The organism is Streptomyces sp. NPDC001843, from assembly GCF_042891955.1.
Classification (GTDB): Bacteria; Actinomycetota; Actinomycetes; order Streptomycetales; family Streptomycetaceae; genus Streptomyces.
Genome location: NZ_JBIATQ010000006.1, coordinates 267831 through 283269, shown reverse-complemented (window position 1 = coordinate 283269; position 15439 = coordinate 267831). Strand labels below are relative to the sequence as shown.

Annotated in this window: 17 protein-coding genes; 5 read left to right on the top strand and 12 right to left on the bottom strand. The window is 69.9% G+C overall.

The genetic code is table 11. The annotated features are described in order from the left end of the window. Window positions 1–5 precede the first annotated feature (5 nt). The 4 genes from ACFYZQ_RS17845 to ACFYZQ_RS17830 form a co-directional block, all read right to left on the bottom strand. Entirely contained in the window at window positions 6–833 is an 828-nt protein-coding gene (locus ACFYZQ_RS17845; protein ID WP_389148048.1) for a MetQ/NlpA family ABC transporter substrate-binding protein, read from the bottom strand. Between the two features lie 73 nt (window positions 834–906). Further along, window positions 907–1644 (bottom strand): methionine ABC transporter permease, encoded by a 738-nt coding sequence (locus ACFYZQ_RS17840; RefSeq protein WP_389148046.1) that lies wholly within the window; start codon window positions 1642–1644, stop codon window positions 907–909. Further along, a complete protein-coding gene (locus tag ACFYZQ_RS17835) occupies window positions 1641–2684 on the bottom strand; it encodes a methionine ABC transporter ATP-binding protein (RefSeq protein WP_389148043.1) in 1044 nt (347 codons plus the stop codon). Before ACFYZQ_RS17835 ends, ACFYZQ_RS17840 begins: the two co-directional genes overlap by 4 nt. Window positions 2685–3086: 402 nt before the next feature. Further along, complete coding sequence (locus tag ACFYZQ_RS17830) at window positions 3087–3737, bottom strand: HAD family hydrolase (RefSeq protein ID WP_389148040.1); 651 nt, start codon at window positions 3735–3737, stop codon at window positions 3087–3089. Between the two features lie 85 nt (window positions 3738–3822). Between ACFYZQ_RS17830 and ACFYZQ_RS17825 the strand changes: the two genes are divergently transcribed. Both ACFYZQ_RS17825 and ACFYZQ_RS17820 read left to right on the top strand, forming a co-directional pair. Continuing rightward, a complete protein-coding gene (locus ACFYZQ_RS17825) occupies window positions 3823–4182 on the top strand; it encodes a hypothetical protein (RefSeq protein WP_389148037.1) in 360 nt (119 codons plus the stop codon). 56 nt (window positions 4183–4238) lie between these two features. After that, complete coding sequence (locus ACFYZQ_RS17820; protein ID WP_389148482.1) at window positions 4239–4607, top strand: hypothetical protein; 369 nt, start codon at window positions 4239–4241, stop codon at window positions 4605–4607. Here ACFYZQ_RS17820 and ACFYZQ_RS17815 read toward each other — a convergent pair. The 3 genes from ACFYZQ_RS17815 to ACFYZQ_RS17805 form a co-directional block, all read right to left on the bottom strand. Further along, the gene (locus ACFYZQ_RS17815; protein ID WP_389148034.1) at window positions 4597–5094 is read right to left on the bottom strand and encodes a GNAT family N-acetyltransferase; all 498 of its coding nucleotides are present in this window, start codon (window positions 5092–5094) and stop codon (window positions 4597–4599) included. The genes ACFYZQ_RS17820 and ACFYZQ_RS17815 overlap by 11 nt on opposite strands. A gap of 45 nt (window positions 5095–5139) precedes the next feature. Further along, the gene (locus ACFYZQ_RS17810; protein ID WP_389148031.1) at window positions 5140–5646 is read right to left on the bottom strand and encodes an RNA polymerase sigma factor; all 507 of its coding nucleotides are present in this window, start codon (window positions 5644–5646) and stop codon (window positions 5140–5142) included. A 77-nt stretch (window positions 5647–5723) separates the two neighbouring features. Next, window positions 5724–6929 carry a glycerophosphodiester phosphodiesterase gene (locus ACFYZQ_RS17805; RefSeq protein WP_389148028.1) on the bottom strand — a complete coding sequence of 402 codons (1206 nt, stop codon included), beginning with the start codon at window positions 6927–6929 and terminating at the stop codon, window positions 5724–5726. Window positions 6930–7299: 370 nt separating this feature from the next. Here ACFYZQ_RS17805 and ACFYZQ_RS17800 point away from each other — a divergent pair, with 370 nt between their 5' ends. Continuing rightward, complete coding sequence (locus ACFYZQ_RS17800) at window positions 7300–7971, top strand: lysophospholipid acyltransferase family protein (RefSeq protein ID WP_389148479.1); 672 nt, start codon at window positions 7300–7302, stop codon at window positions 7969–7971. 96 nt (window positions 7972–8067) lie between these two features. Here ACFYZQ_RS17800 and ACFYZQ_RS17795 read toward each other — a convergent pair whose 3' ends face one another. The 5 genes from ACFYZQ_RS17795 to argH form a co-directional block, all read right to left on the bottom strand. Next, complete coding sequence (locus ACFYZQ_RS17795; RefSeq protein ID WP_389148025.1) at window positions 8068–9594, bottom strand: MFS transporter; 1527 nt, start codon at window positions 9592–9594, stop codon at window positions 8068–8070. Continuing rightward, window positions 9591–10142: a TetR/AcrR family transcriptional regulator gene (locus tag ACFYZQ_RS17790; RefSeq protein ID WP_389148023.1), complete on the bottom strand. Its 552-nt coding sequence runs from the start codon at window positions 10140–10142 to the stop codon at window positions 9591–9593. Before ACFYZQ_RS17790 ends, ACFYZQ_RS17795 begins: the two co-directional genes overlap by 4 nt. 93 nt (window positions 10143–10235) lie before the next feature. Then, window positions 10236–11207, bottom strand: a complete 972-nt coding sequence (locus ACFYZQ_RS17785; protein WP_389148020.1) for an aldo/keto reductase — start codon at window positions 11205–11207, stop codon at window positions 10236–10238. Window positions 11208–11306: 99 nt separating this feature from the next. Continuing rightward, window positions 11307–12149, bottom strand: coding sequence for a hypothetical protein (locus ACFYZQ_RS17780; protein WP_389148017.1), 843 nt, complete (start codon window positions 12147–12149; stop codon window positions 11307–11309). A 54-nt stretch (window positions 12150–12203) separates the two neighbouring features. Then, window positions 12204–13637 (bottom strand): argininosuccinate lyase, encoded by a 1434-nt coding sequence (gene argH, locus ACFYZQ_RS17775; protein ID WP_389148014.1) that lies wholly within the window; start codon window positions 13635–13637, stop codon window positions 12204–12206. 181 nt (window positions 13638–13818) lie between these two features. Here argH and ACFYZQ_RS17770 point away from each other — a divergent pair, with 181 nt between their 5' ends. Both ACFYZQ_RS17770 and ACFYZQ_RS17765 read left to right on the top strand, forming a co-directional pair. Further along, the gene (locus tag ACFYZQ_RS17770; protein ID WP_389148011.1) at window positions 13819–14745 is read left to right on the top strand and encodes a hypothetical protein; all 927 of its coding nucleotides are present in this window, start codon (window positions 13819–13821) and stop codon (window positions 14743–14745) included. Window positions 14746–14848: 103 nt separating this feature from the next. Beyond that, window positions 14849–15436 (top strand): pyridoxamine 5'-phosphate oxidase family protein, encoded by a 588-nt coding sequence (locus ACFYZQ_RS17765; RefSeq protein ID WP_389148009.1) that lies wholly within the window; start codon window positions 14849–14851, stop codon window positions 15434–15436. The last annotated feature ends 3 nt before the right edge of the window (window positions 15437–15439 follow it).

The window sequence follows — 15439 nt, the reverse complement described above, 5'->3', positions numbered from 1 at the left end:
TGGGATCAGAACGACGCGATGACCGAACCCTGGTACTTGTCGTCGATGAACTTCTTCACCTCGGGCGAGGTCAGGAGCCCCGCCAGCTTCTTGACGCGCGGGTCCTTCTCGTTGCCCTTCTTTACCGCGAGGAAGTTGCCGTACGGGTTGTTCTTCGGGGACTCGAGGACGAGCGCGTCCTTGGCGGGCTTCAGGCCCGAGGAGATGGCGTAGTTGCCGTTGACCACCGCGGCGTCCACGTCGTCCAGGGAGCGCGGGGTCTGGGCCGCCTCGACCTCCTTGAACTTGAGGTTCTTGGGGTTCTTGGTGATGTCCTGCGGGGTCGCTTCGTTGCCGACGCCGTCCTTGAGGGTGATGAGCTTGTTGGCGGCGAGCAGCTTCAGGGCGCGCGCCTCGTTGACGGCGTCGTTGGGGACGGCGACGGTCGCACCGCTCTTGAGGGCGTCGGCCTTCTTGACCTTGTGGGAGTACAGGCCGAGCGGCTCCAGGTGCACCGTGACGACGGGCACGATGTCGGTGCCGCGCTTCTTGTTGAAGTCGTCCAGGTAGGGCTGGTTCTGGAAGTAGTTGGCATCCACCGAGCCGTCCTCGGTGGCCGTGTTCGGCACGATGTAGTCCTGGAACTCCTTGACCTGCAGGTCGAGGCCCGCCTTCTTCGCCAGGTGGTCCTTGACGTAGTTCAGGATCTCGGCGTGCGGGGTGGGGCTGGCGGCGACGACCAGCGGGCCGCTGTAATCGGCGGCGGAGTCCTTGCCCGAGCCGCAGGCACTGAGCCCGAAGGTGAGGGCTCCGGCGGCGAGGACGGCAGTGGTGAGCTTGGCGGTGTTACGCACGAAAAGTGCCTTTCCTGGGGTGGTGCGACCCCGCTGTGGGTGTGCGGGGGGCTGCGGAGGGGGCGTGGTGCGGTCAGGCGACCTTGCTGATGTCGGCCGCCGCCGGCTCCTCGGCCCTGAGCAGGCGGAGCTTCGGCGCGGGTCCGGAGCGGCCGCCGCGGTGGTGCAGGGAACGGGCCGCGTAGTCGCCGGCGAACTGGATGAGGGAGATGACGACGGCGAGGATCGCCACGGTGATCCACATCATCTGGGTCTCGAAGCGCTGGTAGCCGTAGCGGATGGCGATGTCGCCGAGGCCTCCGGCGCCGACCGTGCCGGCCATCGCGGAGTAGCCGATGAGCGCGACGATCGTGGTGGTGGTGCTCGAGATCAGGGAGGGCAGGGACTCCGGTACGAGTACCTTGCGCACGACCGTCCAGGTGTTGCCGCCCATCGACTGCACGGCCTCGACGAGCCCGCCGTCCACTTCGCGGACAGCCGTCTCGACCAGACGCGCGAAGAAGGGGATGGCACCGATGGCGAGCGGCACGATGGCGGCCTCACGGCCGATGGTCGTTCCGGTGATCGAGCGCGTGAAGTCCATCAGGGCGACCATGAGGATGATGAACGGCATGGACCGGGCGACGTTCACGATCTGCCCGATGACCTTGTTCGCGACGAGGTTCTGGAGCAGTCCGCCCCGGTCCGTGAGCACGAGCAGGATGCCGAGCGGAAGTCCGCCGACGACGGCGATCAGCGTCGACCAGCCGACCATGTACAGGGTGTCCCAACACGCCTGGGACAGCAGGGGCTGCATCTCGTTCCAGGTCACTTGGCACCTTCCTTCACCAGTGCGAGCTCATGGCCCTCGTTGCCGACGACGTCGATCTGCAGTCCCTGTTCGCGCAGGAAGCCGATCGGCACGACGTTGTCCTCGTAGCGGCCGGGCAGTTCGATGCGCATGCGGCCGACCTGGAGGCCGCCGACGGTGTCGATGGCGGCGCCGAGGATCGATATGTCGATGTTGTAGGTGCGCGAGAGCTGGGAGATGACCGGCTGGGTGGCGGCCTCGCCCTGGAAGGTGACGTCCACGACGGTGCGGTCCGCGCCGGCGGCCTCGCCGCCCACCGGGAACAGCGCGGCGGCCAGTTCGGAACCCGGGGTGGCCAGGAGTTCGCTGACCGTGCCGGACTCGACGACGCGGCCCTTCTCCATGAGTGCGGCGGAGTCGCAGATCGACTTCACGACGTCCATCTCGTGGGTGATGAGCAGGACGGTCAGGCCGAGCTCCCGGTTGAGGTCGCGCAGCAGCGTCAGGATCGATCGGGTGGTCTCCGGATCGAGGGCGCTGGTGGCCTCGTCGGAGAGCAGCACCTTGGGGTCGCCGGCCAGGGCGCGGGCGATGCCGACGCGCTGCTTCTGTCCGCCGGAGAGGTGGGCGGGGTAGGCCTTCGCCTTGTCGGCGAGGCCCACCAGGTCGAGCAGCTCCAGCGCCTTGCGGGAACGTTCCTTCCCCGACTTGCCGAGGATCTCGAGCGGCAGCTCGACGTTGTCCTGGACGGTCCGGGAGGACAACAGGTTGAAGTGCTGGAAGACCATGCCGATCCGGCTGCGGGCCTGGCGCAGTTCCCGGCCGGCGCGCGGTCCGCGCCCGGCGAGGGCGGTGAGGTCCTGTCCGGCGACGGTGACCGTGCCGGCGGTGGGGCGCTCCAGCAGGTTGACGCACCGGATGAGCGAGGACTTGCCGGCGCCGGACTGTCCGATGACGCCGTACACCTCGCCTTCGCGGACGTGCAGGTCGACGCCGTCGAGGGCGGTGACCTCCCGGCCGCGGGATCGGTAGACCTTGGTGAGGCCCGATGTGGTGATCACGTGGGTTTCCGTCACTGTCGAGTGCGCGGGCGTGGATGTGCCCGGGCACGGGTGCATTCGTTCAGGGACGCGGCACGGTTCTCGCGGTTGGCGATGGAACCGGAAGAGAACATGTGCGCGGGGCGCGGCTCAGGTCACGTACGGCTCACGGCGTACGAACGTGCCGCGCCGGCTCGCTTCGGGGCGCGAGCTCGGGGGTGGTGCAGGGGCCCTCTAGAAGGCGCACATTCGGCAGGTTCGACACATACAACGAGCACCGGGCGTCATGGTCGCCTCGGTCGCAGGGGTGCGGCAGCTCGTCGTGGTCATGCGATCAGTAAACCAGACGTACGGTCCTGACAGTCCGCGACTGTCCGCATGCTGGACAGCCATGGACAGTCACGGTCCGGGGTCGGTGCCGGGTCAGTCGCGGGCGGATATCCGGATTCCCCCGTCGGTGACCAGTGTGGAGAGGGCCGACAGGTTCTCGACCACCAGGTCGGCGACCAGCTCGTGGGCCTGATGGGTTGTGGTCAAGGCCACGGTGGTCATCCCGGCGGCGCGGCCCGCCTGGAGTCCCGCGGGGGCGTCCTCGAAGACGACGCAGCGGGCCGGGTCCACGCCCAGTCGGCGGGCCGCCAGCAGGTAGGGCTCGGGGTCGGGCTTGCCGCGCGTGATGTCGTCGGCGGCGATCAGCGACTTGGGCCGGATGCCCACGGCGTCCAGCCTGGCCTCGGCGAGCCGCCGGGTGGCGGAGGTGACGACCGCCCATGAGTCGGCGGGCAGCGAGTCGAGAAGATCCTCGGTACCGGGAAGGAGGTGGACGCCTCCGTTCGGTACGTCCTCGACCTCGAGCTGCTCGACCCGGGCGACGGCCTCCTGCACGAGACCGGCGGGCAGCAGGTCGGCGACGATCTCCACCGCGGGCCGTCCGTGCAGCTCGACCCGCCTGAAATCCTCCGCGGTGATCCCGTACTCCTGGGCCCATCGCGTCCAGCAGCGCTCCACGGAGTCCAGGGAGGAGACGAGGGTGCCGTCGTTGTCGAAGAGCAGGGCTTGCGCGTGGATCGTCATGGTCCAGACCCTACGAGCCCCGTGCTCCCCGGCCGACGGGCGGCCCGCGCGCAGCGGACGGTTCGGCTCGTAATAGGGTCGCCGCATGCTCAATGTCCTGACGCTGGTGACGGGGGTCGCCGCGCTGTTGCTCGCCGCGTGGTGCGGGTGGGCCGCCTACCGCGACCAGCCGACCAAGGACTGGCACTTCATCGGGATGGCCGTGGTCTCGCTGCTGGCCGTGGTGCAGCTGGTGATCGGGTTCGTGCAGCTGGCGCGGGGCGAGAAGCCGGAACAGGGCACCACGATCTTCGTGGCGTATCTGCTGGGCGCCTTCGCCTGCGTGCCGGCGGCGGGCTTCATGTCGCTGGCCGAGCGGACCCGCTGGGGCTCGGTGACGGCCGCCGCCGGTGGCGTGGTGCTGGCCGTGCTCGAGGTGCGGCTCTATGACATCTGGGGAGGATGACCGTGGACACCGCTCAGGACAAACCGGCGCGGAAGCGGCTCATCAGCGGTCCGGGGATGCTGCTCGTCTGGTTCTACGGCGTGATGGTGGTCGGCGCGGTCTCCCGTTCCGCGTACCAGATCGCGACGGACTTCGACCGGGCGCCGCTCGCCTACTCGCTGTCGGCGGTGGCCGGTGTCGTCTACGGCTTCATCACGTACACACTGGTACACGGCGGGGAGACGGCCCGCAGGGCGGCACTGGTGTGCTGTGCCGCCGAGCTGGCGGGGGTGCTGATCGTCGGTACGTGGACCGTGGCCGAGCCGTCGGCCTTCCCGGACGCGACCGTCTGGTCCGACTACGGCATGGGCTACGTCTTCATCCCGGTACTGCTGCCGCTGTCCGCGATCTACTGGCTGCGCAAGTCCCGCACGGTCACGCCGTAGCCGCGTACGTCCCGGCCTGCTTCTCCAGGACGATCATCTCGACTCCGTCGGTGCCCTTGGACGTCCCCACCGTCTGGTAGCCGACCCGGCGGTACAGGCGGAGGTTGCCCTCGCTGCGGTGGCCGGTGTGCAGGCGGAACCTCGTGGCGCCGCGTTCCTGGGCCAGGGCCTCCTCGGCCGCGCGCAGCAGCCTGGCGCCGATGCCGTGGCCCTGCAGGCGCGGGTGGACGCAGAGCCTGCTGATGCAGGCCTCGCCGCCCTCGGTGATCCGGCCGCGCACCGAGCCGACCACCTCGTCACCGAGCCGTGCGACGAAGACGCAGTCGGAGGCGACCTCCTGGCGGACCGAGTCGAGGCTCTGGACGAGCGGGTCGATGCGGTAGTTGCCGTACAGCGCGGCCTCACTCTGGAAACACAGGTACTGGAGCTTGAAGATCTGCTCCGCGTCCTGCTCGGTCGCCACCGAGATGGTCACGCTCATGCCCATGTGCGCACGCCTCCCGCTCACCTGATCACCGGTCGTTCCTCACTCCTATCCCCGCACTTTGCGGGCCGCAACCTCCGGCGCCAGCAAACGTCGAAGACATCCCAGACATCTGGAACGTTCCGGGCCGAGACTGCCCTGTGAGATACCCAACTCCCCCGCGATCTCGCGGTAGGTGAGATCCCGTGCCGACAACAGGACCTCCATCAGCCGGGGACAGCGGCCCGGAAGCCGGCGCACCGCGTCGCGCAGGGCACGCCGCCGGGCCGCGGCGAGCGCCAGTTGCTCCGGGTCACGGCCGCTGTCGTCGGCGGGTTCGTCCTCGTACGGGCGTTCGTGACGGGCTGTACGACGGCTGCGGCGTGCTTCGGCGCGGACGGCCCTGCGCAGCCAGCCCTGCGGGTCGGTCGGCGGCCCGTCGCTCTCCAGCCGCTCCAGAAGGCGGAGCCAGACCGCCTGTTCCAGGTCGCCCGGCTCGGCTCCGGCGGCATGTGCCTCGGCGGAGGCTTCGGCGGTGAGGAGCGGGCGCAGGGAGGCAACCAGGTCGTGCGTCATGTGCAGTGCGACGCGGCCGCCCCGGTGGCAGGTTGCCGGGGCGGCCGCGAGTCTCCCCGAACGGGGTGCGGGGTGGGTCAGCCGTTGACGAAGTCCGCGCGGGCGAGGACACCGGTGTCGGCGTTGTCGGTGAACACACCGTCGATGCCGGTCGCGAAGTACGCCTTGAACGCACCGAATGCGTCACCGTAGGCGTCGGCGCCGCTGCCCTTGCGGAACTCGGCGGGCAGGAAGGGGTTCTCGTTGCGCATGGTGTACGGGTGCAGGATCAGCCCCACGGCATGGGCGTCCTTGACCAGGGTGGTCGGCGTGGTGAGCTTGCCGTTCGCGTCCTTGGGGATGACCAGGTCCAGGGTCGGACCGATGCCCTGTGCGTAACCGGCGATCTCCCTGAGGCCCTTCGGCGTGATGAGATCGGCCACCGTGCGCGGATCGCCCGCCTCGACGAAGTCCCAGGGACGGCTGTCCGCCGTGGAGAGCAGCACGACGAGAGGGTTGTCGACCAGGGTGTTCAGACGCTGGATGCTGCTCGGCTCGAAGGACTGCAGGATGACCGGCGAGTTCCGCTTGTCCTTGCCGTACTTGCGCAGCAGCTTGGCCACCCGCTCCTCCAGGCCGAGGCCCAGCTTGCGGAAGTATGTCGGGTGTTTGGTCTCGGGGTAGATGAACACCTGCTTGCCGCGCTTGCGGGTCTGTTCGTCCTGCCATTTCAGGACTTCTTCGAACGTGGGGATCTCCCAGCGCCCGTTGTAGAGGGTGTTGTGCGGGCGGTTGGCCGGGATGCGCTCGACCGCCCGCAGCGTCTTCAGCTCGGCGAGCGTGAAGTCCTCGGTGAACCAGCCGGTGGTGGAGACACCGTCGAGGACCTTGGTGGTCCTGCGGCCGGCGAACTCCGGATGGGAGGCGACGTCCGTGGTGCCGCCGATCTCCGGCTCGTGGCGGCAGACGAGATGACCGTCCTTGGTGGGCACCAGGTCACCCGCCTCGACGACGTCCGCGCCGAGGTCCAGGGCCAGCTGGTACGAGCCGAAGGTGTGCTCGGGCCGGTAGCCGCTGGCACCCCGGTGACCGATGATCGTCGGCACGGGCAGGCTCTTCAGACCCGCGCCGTGGTGTCCGGACGTCCTCGCGTCGGCGGCTCTGGCCACGCCGGGCAGCCCCAGGGCGGCTCCGCCCGCGCCGAGCACCGCGGCACCGAGCAGCGCCCGCCGTCCGGTGCCGTGCGCCTGTCCGTTCGCGTCCCGCTCGTTCGAGTCCCGCCCGTTCGGGTTCCGGGTTTCCATGAGGGCCCTCCTGCCGTCCGCCCGTCGGTGCGGGCCGATCGTAGGGTCGTGGACATGACCCGCGGGAGACCTTGGTCCGAACAGGTGGGTGACGCCGGATGGCCTAAAGGCGGCGGGATCTGACAGTCCGTCGGCTTCGGTCGGCGCGGCCCGGGTACGCGCCCGGTCGAGGCTGAAGCAAGCGAGGTCCGTCACATCGTCGCGGTCGCGTTACGGGCAGCCGTCGGCGCGGTACCGCAGGTAAACCAGCGTCAACAGTGCGTAAGACCTCGGTGAACCGGACGCGCCCGATGTGCGCTTCGCAGCGACCCGCGAGTATCGTCCTCACCTGCACAGACATATACCGGCCCCTTTGACATCGGAGGAACCGTTGTCCCGCTTCGCGCTCATCAAGGCAGTGCTCGGACCGATCATGCGCCTGATGTTCCGCCCACAGGTGGAGGGCGTGGAGCACATCCCGGGCGACGGCCCGGTCATCCTGGCCGGCAACCACCTCACGTTCATCGACTCGATGATCCTGCCGCTGGTGTGCGACCGTCAGGTCTTCTTCATCGGCAAGGACGAGTACGTCACCGGCAAGACCTTCAAGGGCCGGCTGATGGCGTGGTTCTTCACCGGCGTCGGCATGATCCCCGTGGACCGTGACGGCGGGCGGGGTGGCGTGGCCGCGCTGATGACCGGGCGGCGGGTGCTGGAGGAGGGGAAGATCTTCGGGATCTACCCCGAGGGCACGCGGTCGCCCGACGGCCGTCTGTACCGGGGGCGTACCGGTATCGCGCGGCTGACGCTGATGACCGGGGCGCCGGTGGTTCCCTTCGCGATGATCGGCACGGACAAGCTGCAGCCGGGTGGGCGGGGTATGCCGCGGCCCGGCCGTGTCACCGTCCGCTTCGGTGAGGCGATGGAGTTCTCGCGGTACGAGGGGATGGACCGGGACCGGTACGTGCTTCGGGCCGTGACCGATTCCGTGATGGCCGAGGTCATGCGGCTTTCTGGGCAGGAGTACGTGGATATGTACGCGACGAAGGCGAAGGCTGCCTAGCGCCTCCGGCGGTTCGGCAATCGAATCCAGTGCGGGTGCGTGGGGGCTTGTCGCGCCCCCGCGGCGGAGCAGCCCCGCGCACCTGGGTGGGTGTCCTTACCCGGCGTCTTCAAGGCGCTGCCCCTTCAGCAGGAACCACGCCGCCGCCGCTGTCGCCAGTAGCACCACCGCTCCCGAGCCCGAGGCCAGGTGCAGGCCGTGTACGAAGGATTCGCGGGCCGCGGCCAGGAGGGGCTCAGAGGTGTGGGGTGGCAGGTCCGCTGCCGCCCGTACCGCCGCGCCCAGTGACTCGTGTGCCGCCGCGGGGGTGCCCGCAGGGGCGGTGAAGTCGTGGTACGCCGCCGTCATGATCGAGCCGAGCAGGGCGATACCCAGGGCGGCGCCGAGTTCGTAGGCCGTCTCGGACACCGCCGACGCGGCGCCGGCCTGTTCCTTGGGGACTCCGGCGAGGATGACGTCGGCGGTGACCGTGAAGGAGAAGCCCGCGCCGACGCCGACGACCAGGAGCGCGGCGCCGATGAGCGGGTAGCCGGTCGACCGGGTCAGCGTCGTCAGCGCGGCCAGTGCGAGCCCCATGGCCGCGAGGCCGCCGGAGACGACGGCACGGACCGAGAAGCGCCGGGCCGCTCGGCCCGCGACCAGTCCGGCCACCACCGCGCCTATGCCGCCGGGCAGTTCGGCCAGCCCCGCCTCGAACGGGTGCCGGCCCTGGACGAGTTGCAGGTACTGGGAGAGGAAGAACACCAGTCCGGACAGGCCGAGGACGGTGAGCAGGTCGGCCACGACCGCACCGCTGAAACCCCGGTTGCGGAAGAGGCGCATGTTCAGCAGCGGGGCCGGAAGGGTGAGCTGGCGGTGTACGAACCCGTACAGGGCGGCGGCGCCCAGCAGGCCCACGCCGAGCGTGGCACTCGTGAAGCCGTGGGTGGCGGCCTCCTTCACCGCGTACACCAGGCCGATCATGCCGACCAGGGACAGGGCGACGCTGATCAGGTCCCACGGGCCGGGGTCCGGGTCACGGTACTCGGGGAGCGTGCGGATGCCGACGAGGACGAGCACCGCCATGACCGGCAGGTTGATGAGGAACACCGAGCCCCACCAGAAGTGCTCGAGCAGGAAACCACCCGCGACGGGGCCGACGGCCGTGCCGGCGGAGGCGGTGGCGCCCCAGACGCCGACGGCGAGGCTGCGTTCGCGCGGGTCGTGGAAGAGGTTGCGGATCAGGGCGAGCGTGGCGGGCATCAGGGTGGCGCCCGCGACCCCGAGCAGCGCCCGCGCCAGGATCAGCAGCTCCGGCGTGGTGGCGTAGGCGTTGAGGACGGATATCGCGCCGAACGCGGTCGCGCCGCCGAGCAGGATCCGCTTGCGGCCGATGCGGTCGCCGAGGCTGCCCATGGAGACCAGCAGACCGGCGATGACGAAGGAGTAGACGTCACCGATCCACAGCAGCTGGGTGCCGGTGGGCTTCAGGTCCTCGCTGATGTACGGGGTGGCGAGGCCGAGGACGGTGGCGTCCACGGCCACCAGCAGCACGGCGAGCACGAGGACGGAGAGCGCGAGCCAGCGGCCCGGGCGCTTCTCCCCCTCCCGCGTCACGATCGCCGGCCGCAGGGTGCTGGTCATGGTTCCTCTCTCCGTAGCGCGCCGCCGAGCAGCAGCTCGACGATCATGTGATGGAAGTCCTTGGGGGCGCCTTTGCCGCTCTGCACGACCCAGATGCCGGAGGCCAGCAGGCCGTAGAGGGCCTCGGTCAGCCATGCGGGGGTGAGGTCGATGCGGAACTCGCCGCTGAGCTGGCCGCGCCGGAACAGGGCGCAGACGCGGTCGTCGAGCCGGGACCAGCCCTCGTGCTGCTCCTCGCCCTCGAAGAGCTGGTTCTCGCTGTAGAGGAAGGCGAGCAGTCCGGCGGCCGGTTCGATCTCCTTCACGAACCGGCGCAGGGCTTCCTCGGCCGTTCCCTCGTCGAGCCGTGCGCCGTCCAGCGCGGCGTCGCACTCCTCGATGCCGAGCGCCTCCAACGCCCGTACGAGCGCGTCACGCCCGGCGAAGTGGCGGTGCAGGGTGGCACGGCTGATCCCGGCGGCCTTGGCGACCTCGTCCATGGTCGCGGTGGATCTGCGGGTCAGCAGGGCGGCTGCGCTGCGCAGCACCTGGTCACGGTCGACAGCCATGAGACAAGCATAGCTCGAGTGAGACATTCTTGTCTCAAACGAGGCACACGTGATCCATCAACGCTGGTCGGGCCGGCCGGCCGCCTTGTTCGATCAGTGCCAGGGGAGCCGGCCGCGGTGCTCCCAGTACGCTCGCGGCTCCTCGACGAGCGTGGCGAGACGGGCGAGCTGGTCCTCGTCGAGGTCCACGGCGGCGGCGTGCAGGTTGGAGGCGAGCTGGTTCAGGGTGGCCGCGCCGGAAAGGACCACCCCGGCCCACGGCCGGCGGAGGATCAGCGCCAGGGCGACCGCGTCGCAGCCCAGGCCGGTCTCCGCGGCCACGGCCTTCAGCTCCTCGGGCGCGTGCGGCTCGGCGAGCCGGCCGTTGGCCATGCCCTCCTTGACGATCACGGTGAGGCCGGCGTCGTGCGCCTCGGCGAGCGCGGGGTCGGCGGAGGTCTCCAGCGCGTTGTAGGTCGACTGGACCGTGCGGAAGAGGGGTTCGCCGTCGACGGTGACGGTCAGGGCGGCGCGGATGGCGTCGGCCTGGGCCGGTCCGCTGGTGGAGAACCCGACGGTGAGGCCCTGCGCGGCGGCCTCGGCGAGCCTGGCGTGCAGCTCCTTGTCGGCGAGAGCGGGGCTGTCCGGGGTCACCGAGTGGATCTGGTAGAGGTCGAGCCGGTCGCCGAGCAGCCCGGCGGTCTCGGCGCGCTGCCGCTCGTAGGTGGCGAGGGTGTGGTCCTTGATCTCGTGCCGCTCGGCGTCGGCGGACCAGCCCGCGGTGTACGTGTAGCCCCACTTGCTGCCCACGACGACGTCGTCGGCGTCCGGCCGGGCACTCAGCCAGTCGGCGAGGAACTCCTCGGAGCGGCCGTAGGAGCGGGCGACGTCGAAGTAGCGGACGCCCTGGGCGTAGGCGGCGTCCAGGAGCTGGTGGGTGCGCTCGCGCAGGGCCTCGACGGTGCGTTCGGCCGGCAGGTCGGTCTCCCGGCCGAGGTTGATGTAGCCCGGCCGGCCGACGGCGGCCAGGCCCAAGCCGATGTGGCAGGTGGGAGTCGTGGCCGAGGCCAGTCGGTCGAAGGGCATCGGGGGGGGCTCCGTTCGGTCGGCTCCTTGCTGCTCCGGACCAACGTAACCCGCCGGGTGACGGCGGACACAGCGGGCTCCCGGGAGACCCGCGAGCGGCTACGCGTCCGCGTCCACCGGCCTGCTGTCGTCCTGTGCGTGCCGCACGTGTGCCACGTAGCGCTCGAACAGCTGCGGCTGGTGCGCCCGGACGATGTCGAGCACGGGCGATTCCGCTCTCCGTACACCGGCCAGGTAGGGAGAGGTACGGCAGCGCCCGGTGTCCAGGTCGGGGTCGACGAGGGACAGGTAGCACGTGGGCAGCTGCCGGGTGAAGCGCACCTCCATCCGGCCGGGATGGCCTTCGGCGGCGAAGTCCCGTGCGACTCCTGCCAGCTGACGGGCGGACTCGGCTGCCCGGGCGGGCAGGTCGGGATCGCCGATACTGCGGGCGTACTCGATGGTCAGCGCCGACTCCGGGTCGGCCACCAGATAGGTGATCCGCACGCCACGGCTCAGCAGCCGGCGCACCGGCTCGGTGAAGTCGCGGGCCGGGCGGGAGATGAACAGGCTCGTCAGGCTGCGCAGGGCCACCCCGACCTCGACGATCTCCCCCTGTGCCCCTTCGAGGAAGTCGGCCTTCTCCGTGGGGGCAAGCCGCCCCTCGGCGTGGACGGTCAGGCCGCGCCCTCCGTTGACGGCGGGCGCCCGCTCGTCGATGACCCCGGCCAACTCCTGGAGGAACGTCTGCCGTTCGGCGTCCCGCAGGAACAGGTCGTAGTAGAAGGGGACGGCGACACCGGCCGCCGCGAAGAGAGCGAGTTCGTTGACGAAGGCCCAGCCGAAACCGTCGCGGCCGTTGGACAGAAGCGCCAGGCTCAGGCCCGCCAGTAGGACGCAGAGCGCGAGAGCGGCGCGGAATCTGCTCAGCAGCCGACGGATTCCCGGCGCGTTGTTCTCCATGGTTCCCCCCGCCTCCCTGTCTGCCCGGTGAGGCGGGGGTTCACGCCCCCGGCGCTACCGCTTGTTCTTGGCGTCCGCCCACGCGTGCTGGGCCGCCACGTCCGCCTTGACCTCGGCCAGCTGGACGGCGACGGCGCTGGGTGCCGTGCCGCCGCGGCCGCTGCGGGAGGCGAGGGCGCCGGGGACGTTGAGGACCGAGCGGACCTCGGGGGTGAGGTGGGTGCTGATCTTGGCGAACTGCTCGTCCGTCAGCTCGTCCAGCTCCTTGCCCTCGGCCTCGGCGGCCTTCACGCACTCGCCCGCCACCTCGTGCGCGACACGGAACGGCACGCCCTGCTTGACCAGCCACTCGGCGATGTCGGTGGCGAGCGAGAAGCCGGCCGGGGCCAGCTCCTCCATGCGCTCGTGGTGGACGGTGAGGGTGGCGATCATGCCGGTGAAGGCGGGGAGCAGCACCTCCAGCTGGTCGCAGGAGTCGAAGACCGGCTCTTTGTCCTCCTGAAGGTCCCGGTTGTAGGCGAGCGGGAGGGCCTTCAGCGTGGCCATCAGGCCCGTGAGGTTGCCGATCAGGCGGCCCGACTTACCGCGCGCCAGCTCCGCGATGTCCGGGTTCTTCTTCTGCGGCATGATCGACGAGCCGGTGGAGAACGCGTCGTGCAGGGTCACGAAGGAGAACTCCTTCGTGTTCCAGATGATGATCTCCTCGGAGATCCGGGACAGGTCCACCCCGATCATCGCGGTGATGAACGCGAACTCGGCGACGAAGTCCCGGGAGGCCGTGCCGTCGATGGAGTTGCCGACGCTGCCGTGTTCGAATCCGAGGTCCTCGGCGACGGCCTCGGGGTCCAGGCCGAGGCTGCTGCCCGCGAGCGCACCGGAGCCGTACGGCGACACCGCGGTCCGCTCGTCCCACTGGCGCAGCCGCTCGGCGTCCCGGGACAGGGACTGCACGTGCGCGAGGACATGGTGGGCGAAGAGCACGGGCTGGGCGTGCTGGAGGTGGGTGCGACCGGGCATCGCCACGTCTGGGTGGGCCTCGGCCAGGCCGATCAGCGCGTCCTGGAGGTCGGCGATCAGGCCGCCGATGATCCGGGCGTGGTCGCGCAGGTACATCCGGAAGAGGGTGGCGACCTGGTCGTTGCGGGAGCGGCCCGCGCGCAGCTTGCCGCCGAGTTCGGGGCCGAGGCGCTCCAGGAGGCCGCGTTCCAGGGCGGTGTGGACGTCCTCGTCGGCGATCGTGCCGACGAAGTCGCCGGACGCGACATCGGCCTCGAGCTGGTCGAGTCCGGCGAGCATCCGGGTGAGCTCCTCACTCGTGAGCAGCTTCGCCTTGTGCAGCACGCGCGCGTGGGCACGCGAACCGGCGATGTCGTAGGGCGCGAGCCGCCAGTCGAAGTGGACGGATGCGGACAGTTTCGCCAGGGCCTCGGCGGGACCGTCGGCGAAACGGCCGCCCCAGAGCCGTACGTCACCGCTGTTGCTGCTCACTGTGGGTTGCTCCTCGAAGGTGGTGACCGCGTTGTGCATGATTATGCAGAGCACTGCATGATTCGTCAATCTGAAAGAGATCGTCGAACGCGTTGAACAAACGAAACCGCTTTCACGTACTGACCACCGAACGCTGGCGCCGCGTTAGTAATCCCACTCCTGACCCAAGTGAGGCATCCGCATGTCCAGGGCTCTTCCGAAGTACAGCAAGCGTCGCGTCGCGATCATCGGCGGCGCTGCCGCCGTCGCGCTGTCCGGCGCGATCATCGCGGGCTCCGCTCTCGCCGGGACGCCCGACGACAGCAACGGCAACAGCGGCAGCACGAACGCCCGCACGCTGGCCAGCCCCGGCACGATCACCTGCCCCGACGTGAAGTCGCAGCTCCCGGCCAACATCCCCGCCTCCGCGCAGGCCGAGGTGGACCGCAACCTCACCCTGCTGCAGACGCAGATCGACGAGGCCAACAAGCGACTGCAGGACACGGTCGGCCAGGGCGGACCCAACTTCGTGCAGAACGCGATCCTCGGCCCGCTGGCCGACAAGCGGAAGTCCACGGTCGACCGCATCGCCACCGCCATCGGCCGTAAGGGGACCAAGCCGACCGGCCTGGACGCCCTCGCGACGTGCACGCTGAACGGGGGCGGCACGAACGCCAACGCCGGCGGGAACGCCAACGGGAACGCGAACGCCAACGCGGGCGGGAACGCCAACGCGAACGCCAACGCCAACGCGGGCGGTGGCAAGGCGAACAACGGGGCCAACGCGTCCCAGAACGCGGGCGGCAACGCGGGCAACGCCGGGGCCGCCGCCGCGGGCACCATCACCTGCCCCGACGTGAAGTCGCAGCTCCCGGCCAACATCCCCGCCTCCGCGCAGGCCGAGGTGGACCGCAACCTCACCCTGCTGCAGACGCAGATCGACGAGGCCAACAAGCGACTGCAGGACACGGTCGGCCAGGGCGGACCCAACTTCGTGCAGAACGCGATCCTCGGCCCGCTGGCCGACAAGCGGAAGTCCACGGTCGACCGCATCGCCACCGCCATCGGCCGTAAGGGGACCAAGCCGACCGGCCTGGACGCGCTGGCCGCCTGCACCCTCAACAAGTGAGGTGACAGGCAGCCGGGGCCGCCCCGAGTAACGCCGGCCGGGGCGGCCCTGGTGGCCGCGAAGTCTCGTACAGCCGAGCGGAGTTCACCGATAATCGGCAGTCATGGGAAAGACCTATGAGCGCATAGACGGCAGGCTCCGCACATTCATCGAGGAACAACCCCTCTTCTTCACCGCGACCGCCCCGCTCTCCGGCGACGGCACGGTCAACCTCTCCCCCAAGGGCCTCAAGGGCTCCTTCGCGGTGCTCGACGAGCACACGGTGGCGTATCTCGACTTCGCCGGGTCCAACGCCGAGACCATCGCACACCTGCGTGAGAACGGGCGGATCACCCTGATGTGGTGCGCCTTCCAGGGGCCGCCGAACATCGTGCGGGTGCACGGCCGGGGCGAACCGGTCTTCCGCGACGACCCCCGCTTCGGGGAACTGCTCACCCACTTCCCCGACATCGACCCGACCCCGCACGGCCTGCGCGCGATCATCGTCGTGCACGCGGAACTCGTCCGGGACACCTGCGGATACGCGGTGCCCTTCATGTCGTACGAGACGGACCGCGACCTGCACGGAAAGCGTTTCGCCCGCGAGGACGACGCCTCACTGAGCGAGTACTTCCGCAAGAAGGACCACGTGGCCACCAGCCTGGACGGACTACCCGGGCTGCCGTTGCCACTGCCTCCCTCTACCGTCTGAACC

Bases quoted from the DNA above. Each gene is read 5' to 3' on its own strand.
- ACFYZQ_RS17805 (WP_389148028.1), bottom strand. From the start codon at position 6,929: ATGGAAACCCGGAACCCGAACGGGCGGGACTCGAACGAGCGGGACGCG.
- ACFYZQ_RS17790 (WP_389148023.1), bottom strand. From the start codon at position 10,142: ATGGCTGTCGACCGTGACCAGGTGCTGCGCAGCGCAGCCGCCCTGCTG.
- ACFYZQ_RS17780 (WP_389148017.1), bottom strand. From the start codon at position 12,149: ATGGAGAACAACGCGCCGGGAATCCGTCGGCTGCTGAGCAGATTCCGC.
- ACFYZQ_RS17795 (WP_389148025.1), bottom strand. From the start codon at position 9,594: ATGACCAGCACCCTGCGGCCGGCGATCGTGACGCGGGAGGGGGAGAAG.
- ACFYZQ_RS17830 (WP_389148040.1), bottom strand. From the start codon at position 3,737: ATGACGATCCACGCGCAAGCCCTGCTCTTCGACAACGACGGCACCCTC.
- ACFYZQ_RS17810 (WP_389148031.1), bottom strand. From the start codon at position 5,646: ATGACGCACGACCTGGTTGCCTCCCTGCGCCCGCTCCTCACCGCCGAA.
- ACFYZQ_RS17785 (WP_389148020.1), bottom strand. From the start codon at position 11,207: ATGCCCTTCGACCGACTGGCCTCGGCCACGACTCCCACCTGCCACATC.
- ACFYZQ_RS17825 (WP_389148037.1), top strand. From the start codon at position 3,823: ATGCTCAATGTCCTGACGCTGGTGACGGGGGTCGCCGCGCTGTTGCTC.
- ACFYZQ_RS17770 (WP_389148011.1), top strand. From the start codon at position 13,819: ATGTCCAGGGCTCTTCCGAAGTACAGCAAGCGTCGCGTCGCGATCATC.
- ACFYZQ_RS17815 (WP_389148034.1), bottom strand. From the start codon at position 5,094: ATGGGCATGAGCGTGACCATCTCGGTGGCGACCGAGCAGGACGCGGAG.
- ACFYZQ_RS17820 (WP_389148482.1), top strand. From the start codon at position 4,239: ATGCTGCTCGTCTGGTTCTACGGCGTGATGGTGGTCGGCGCGGTCTCC.
- ACFYZQ_RS17765 (WP_389148009.1), top strand. From the start codon at position 14,849: ATGGGAAAGACCTATGAGCGCATAGACGGCAGGCTCCGCACATTCATC.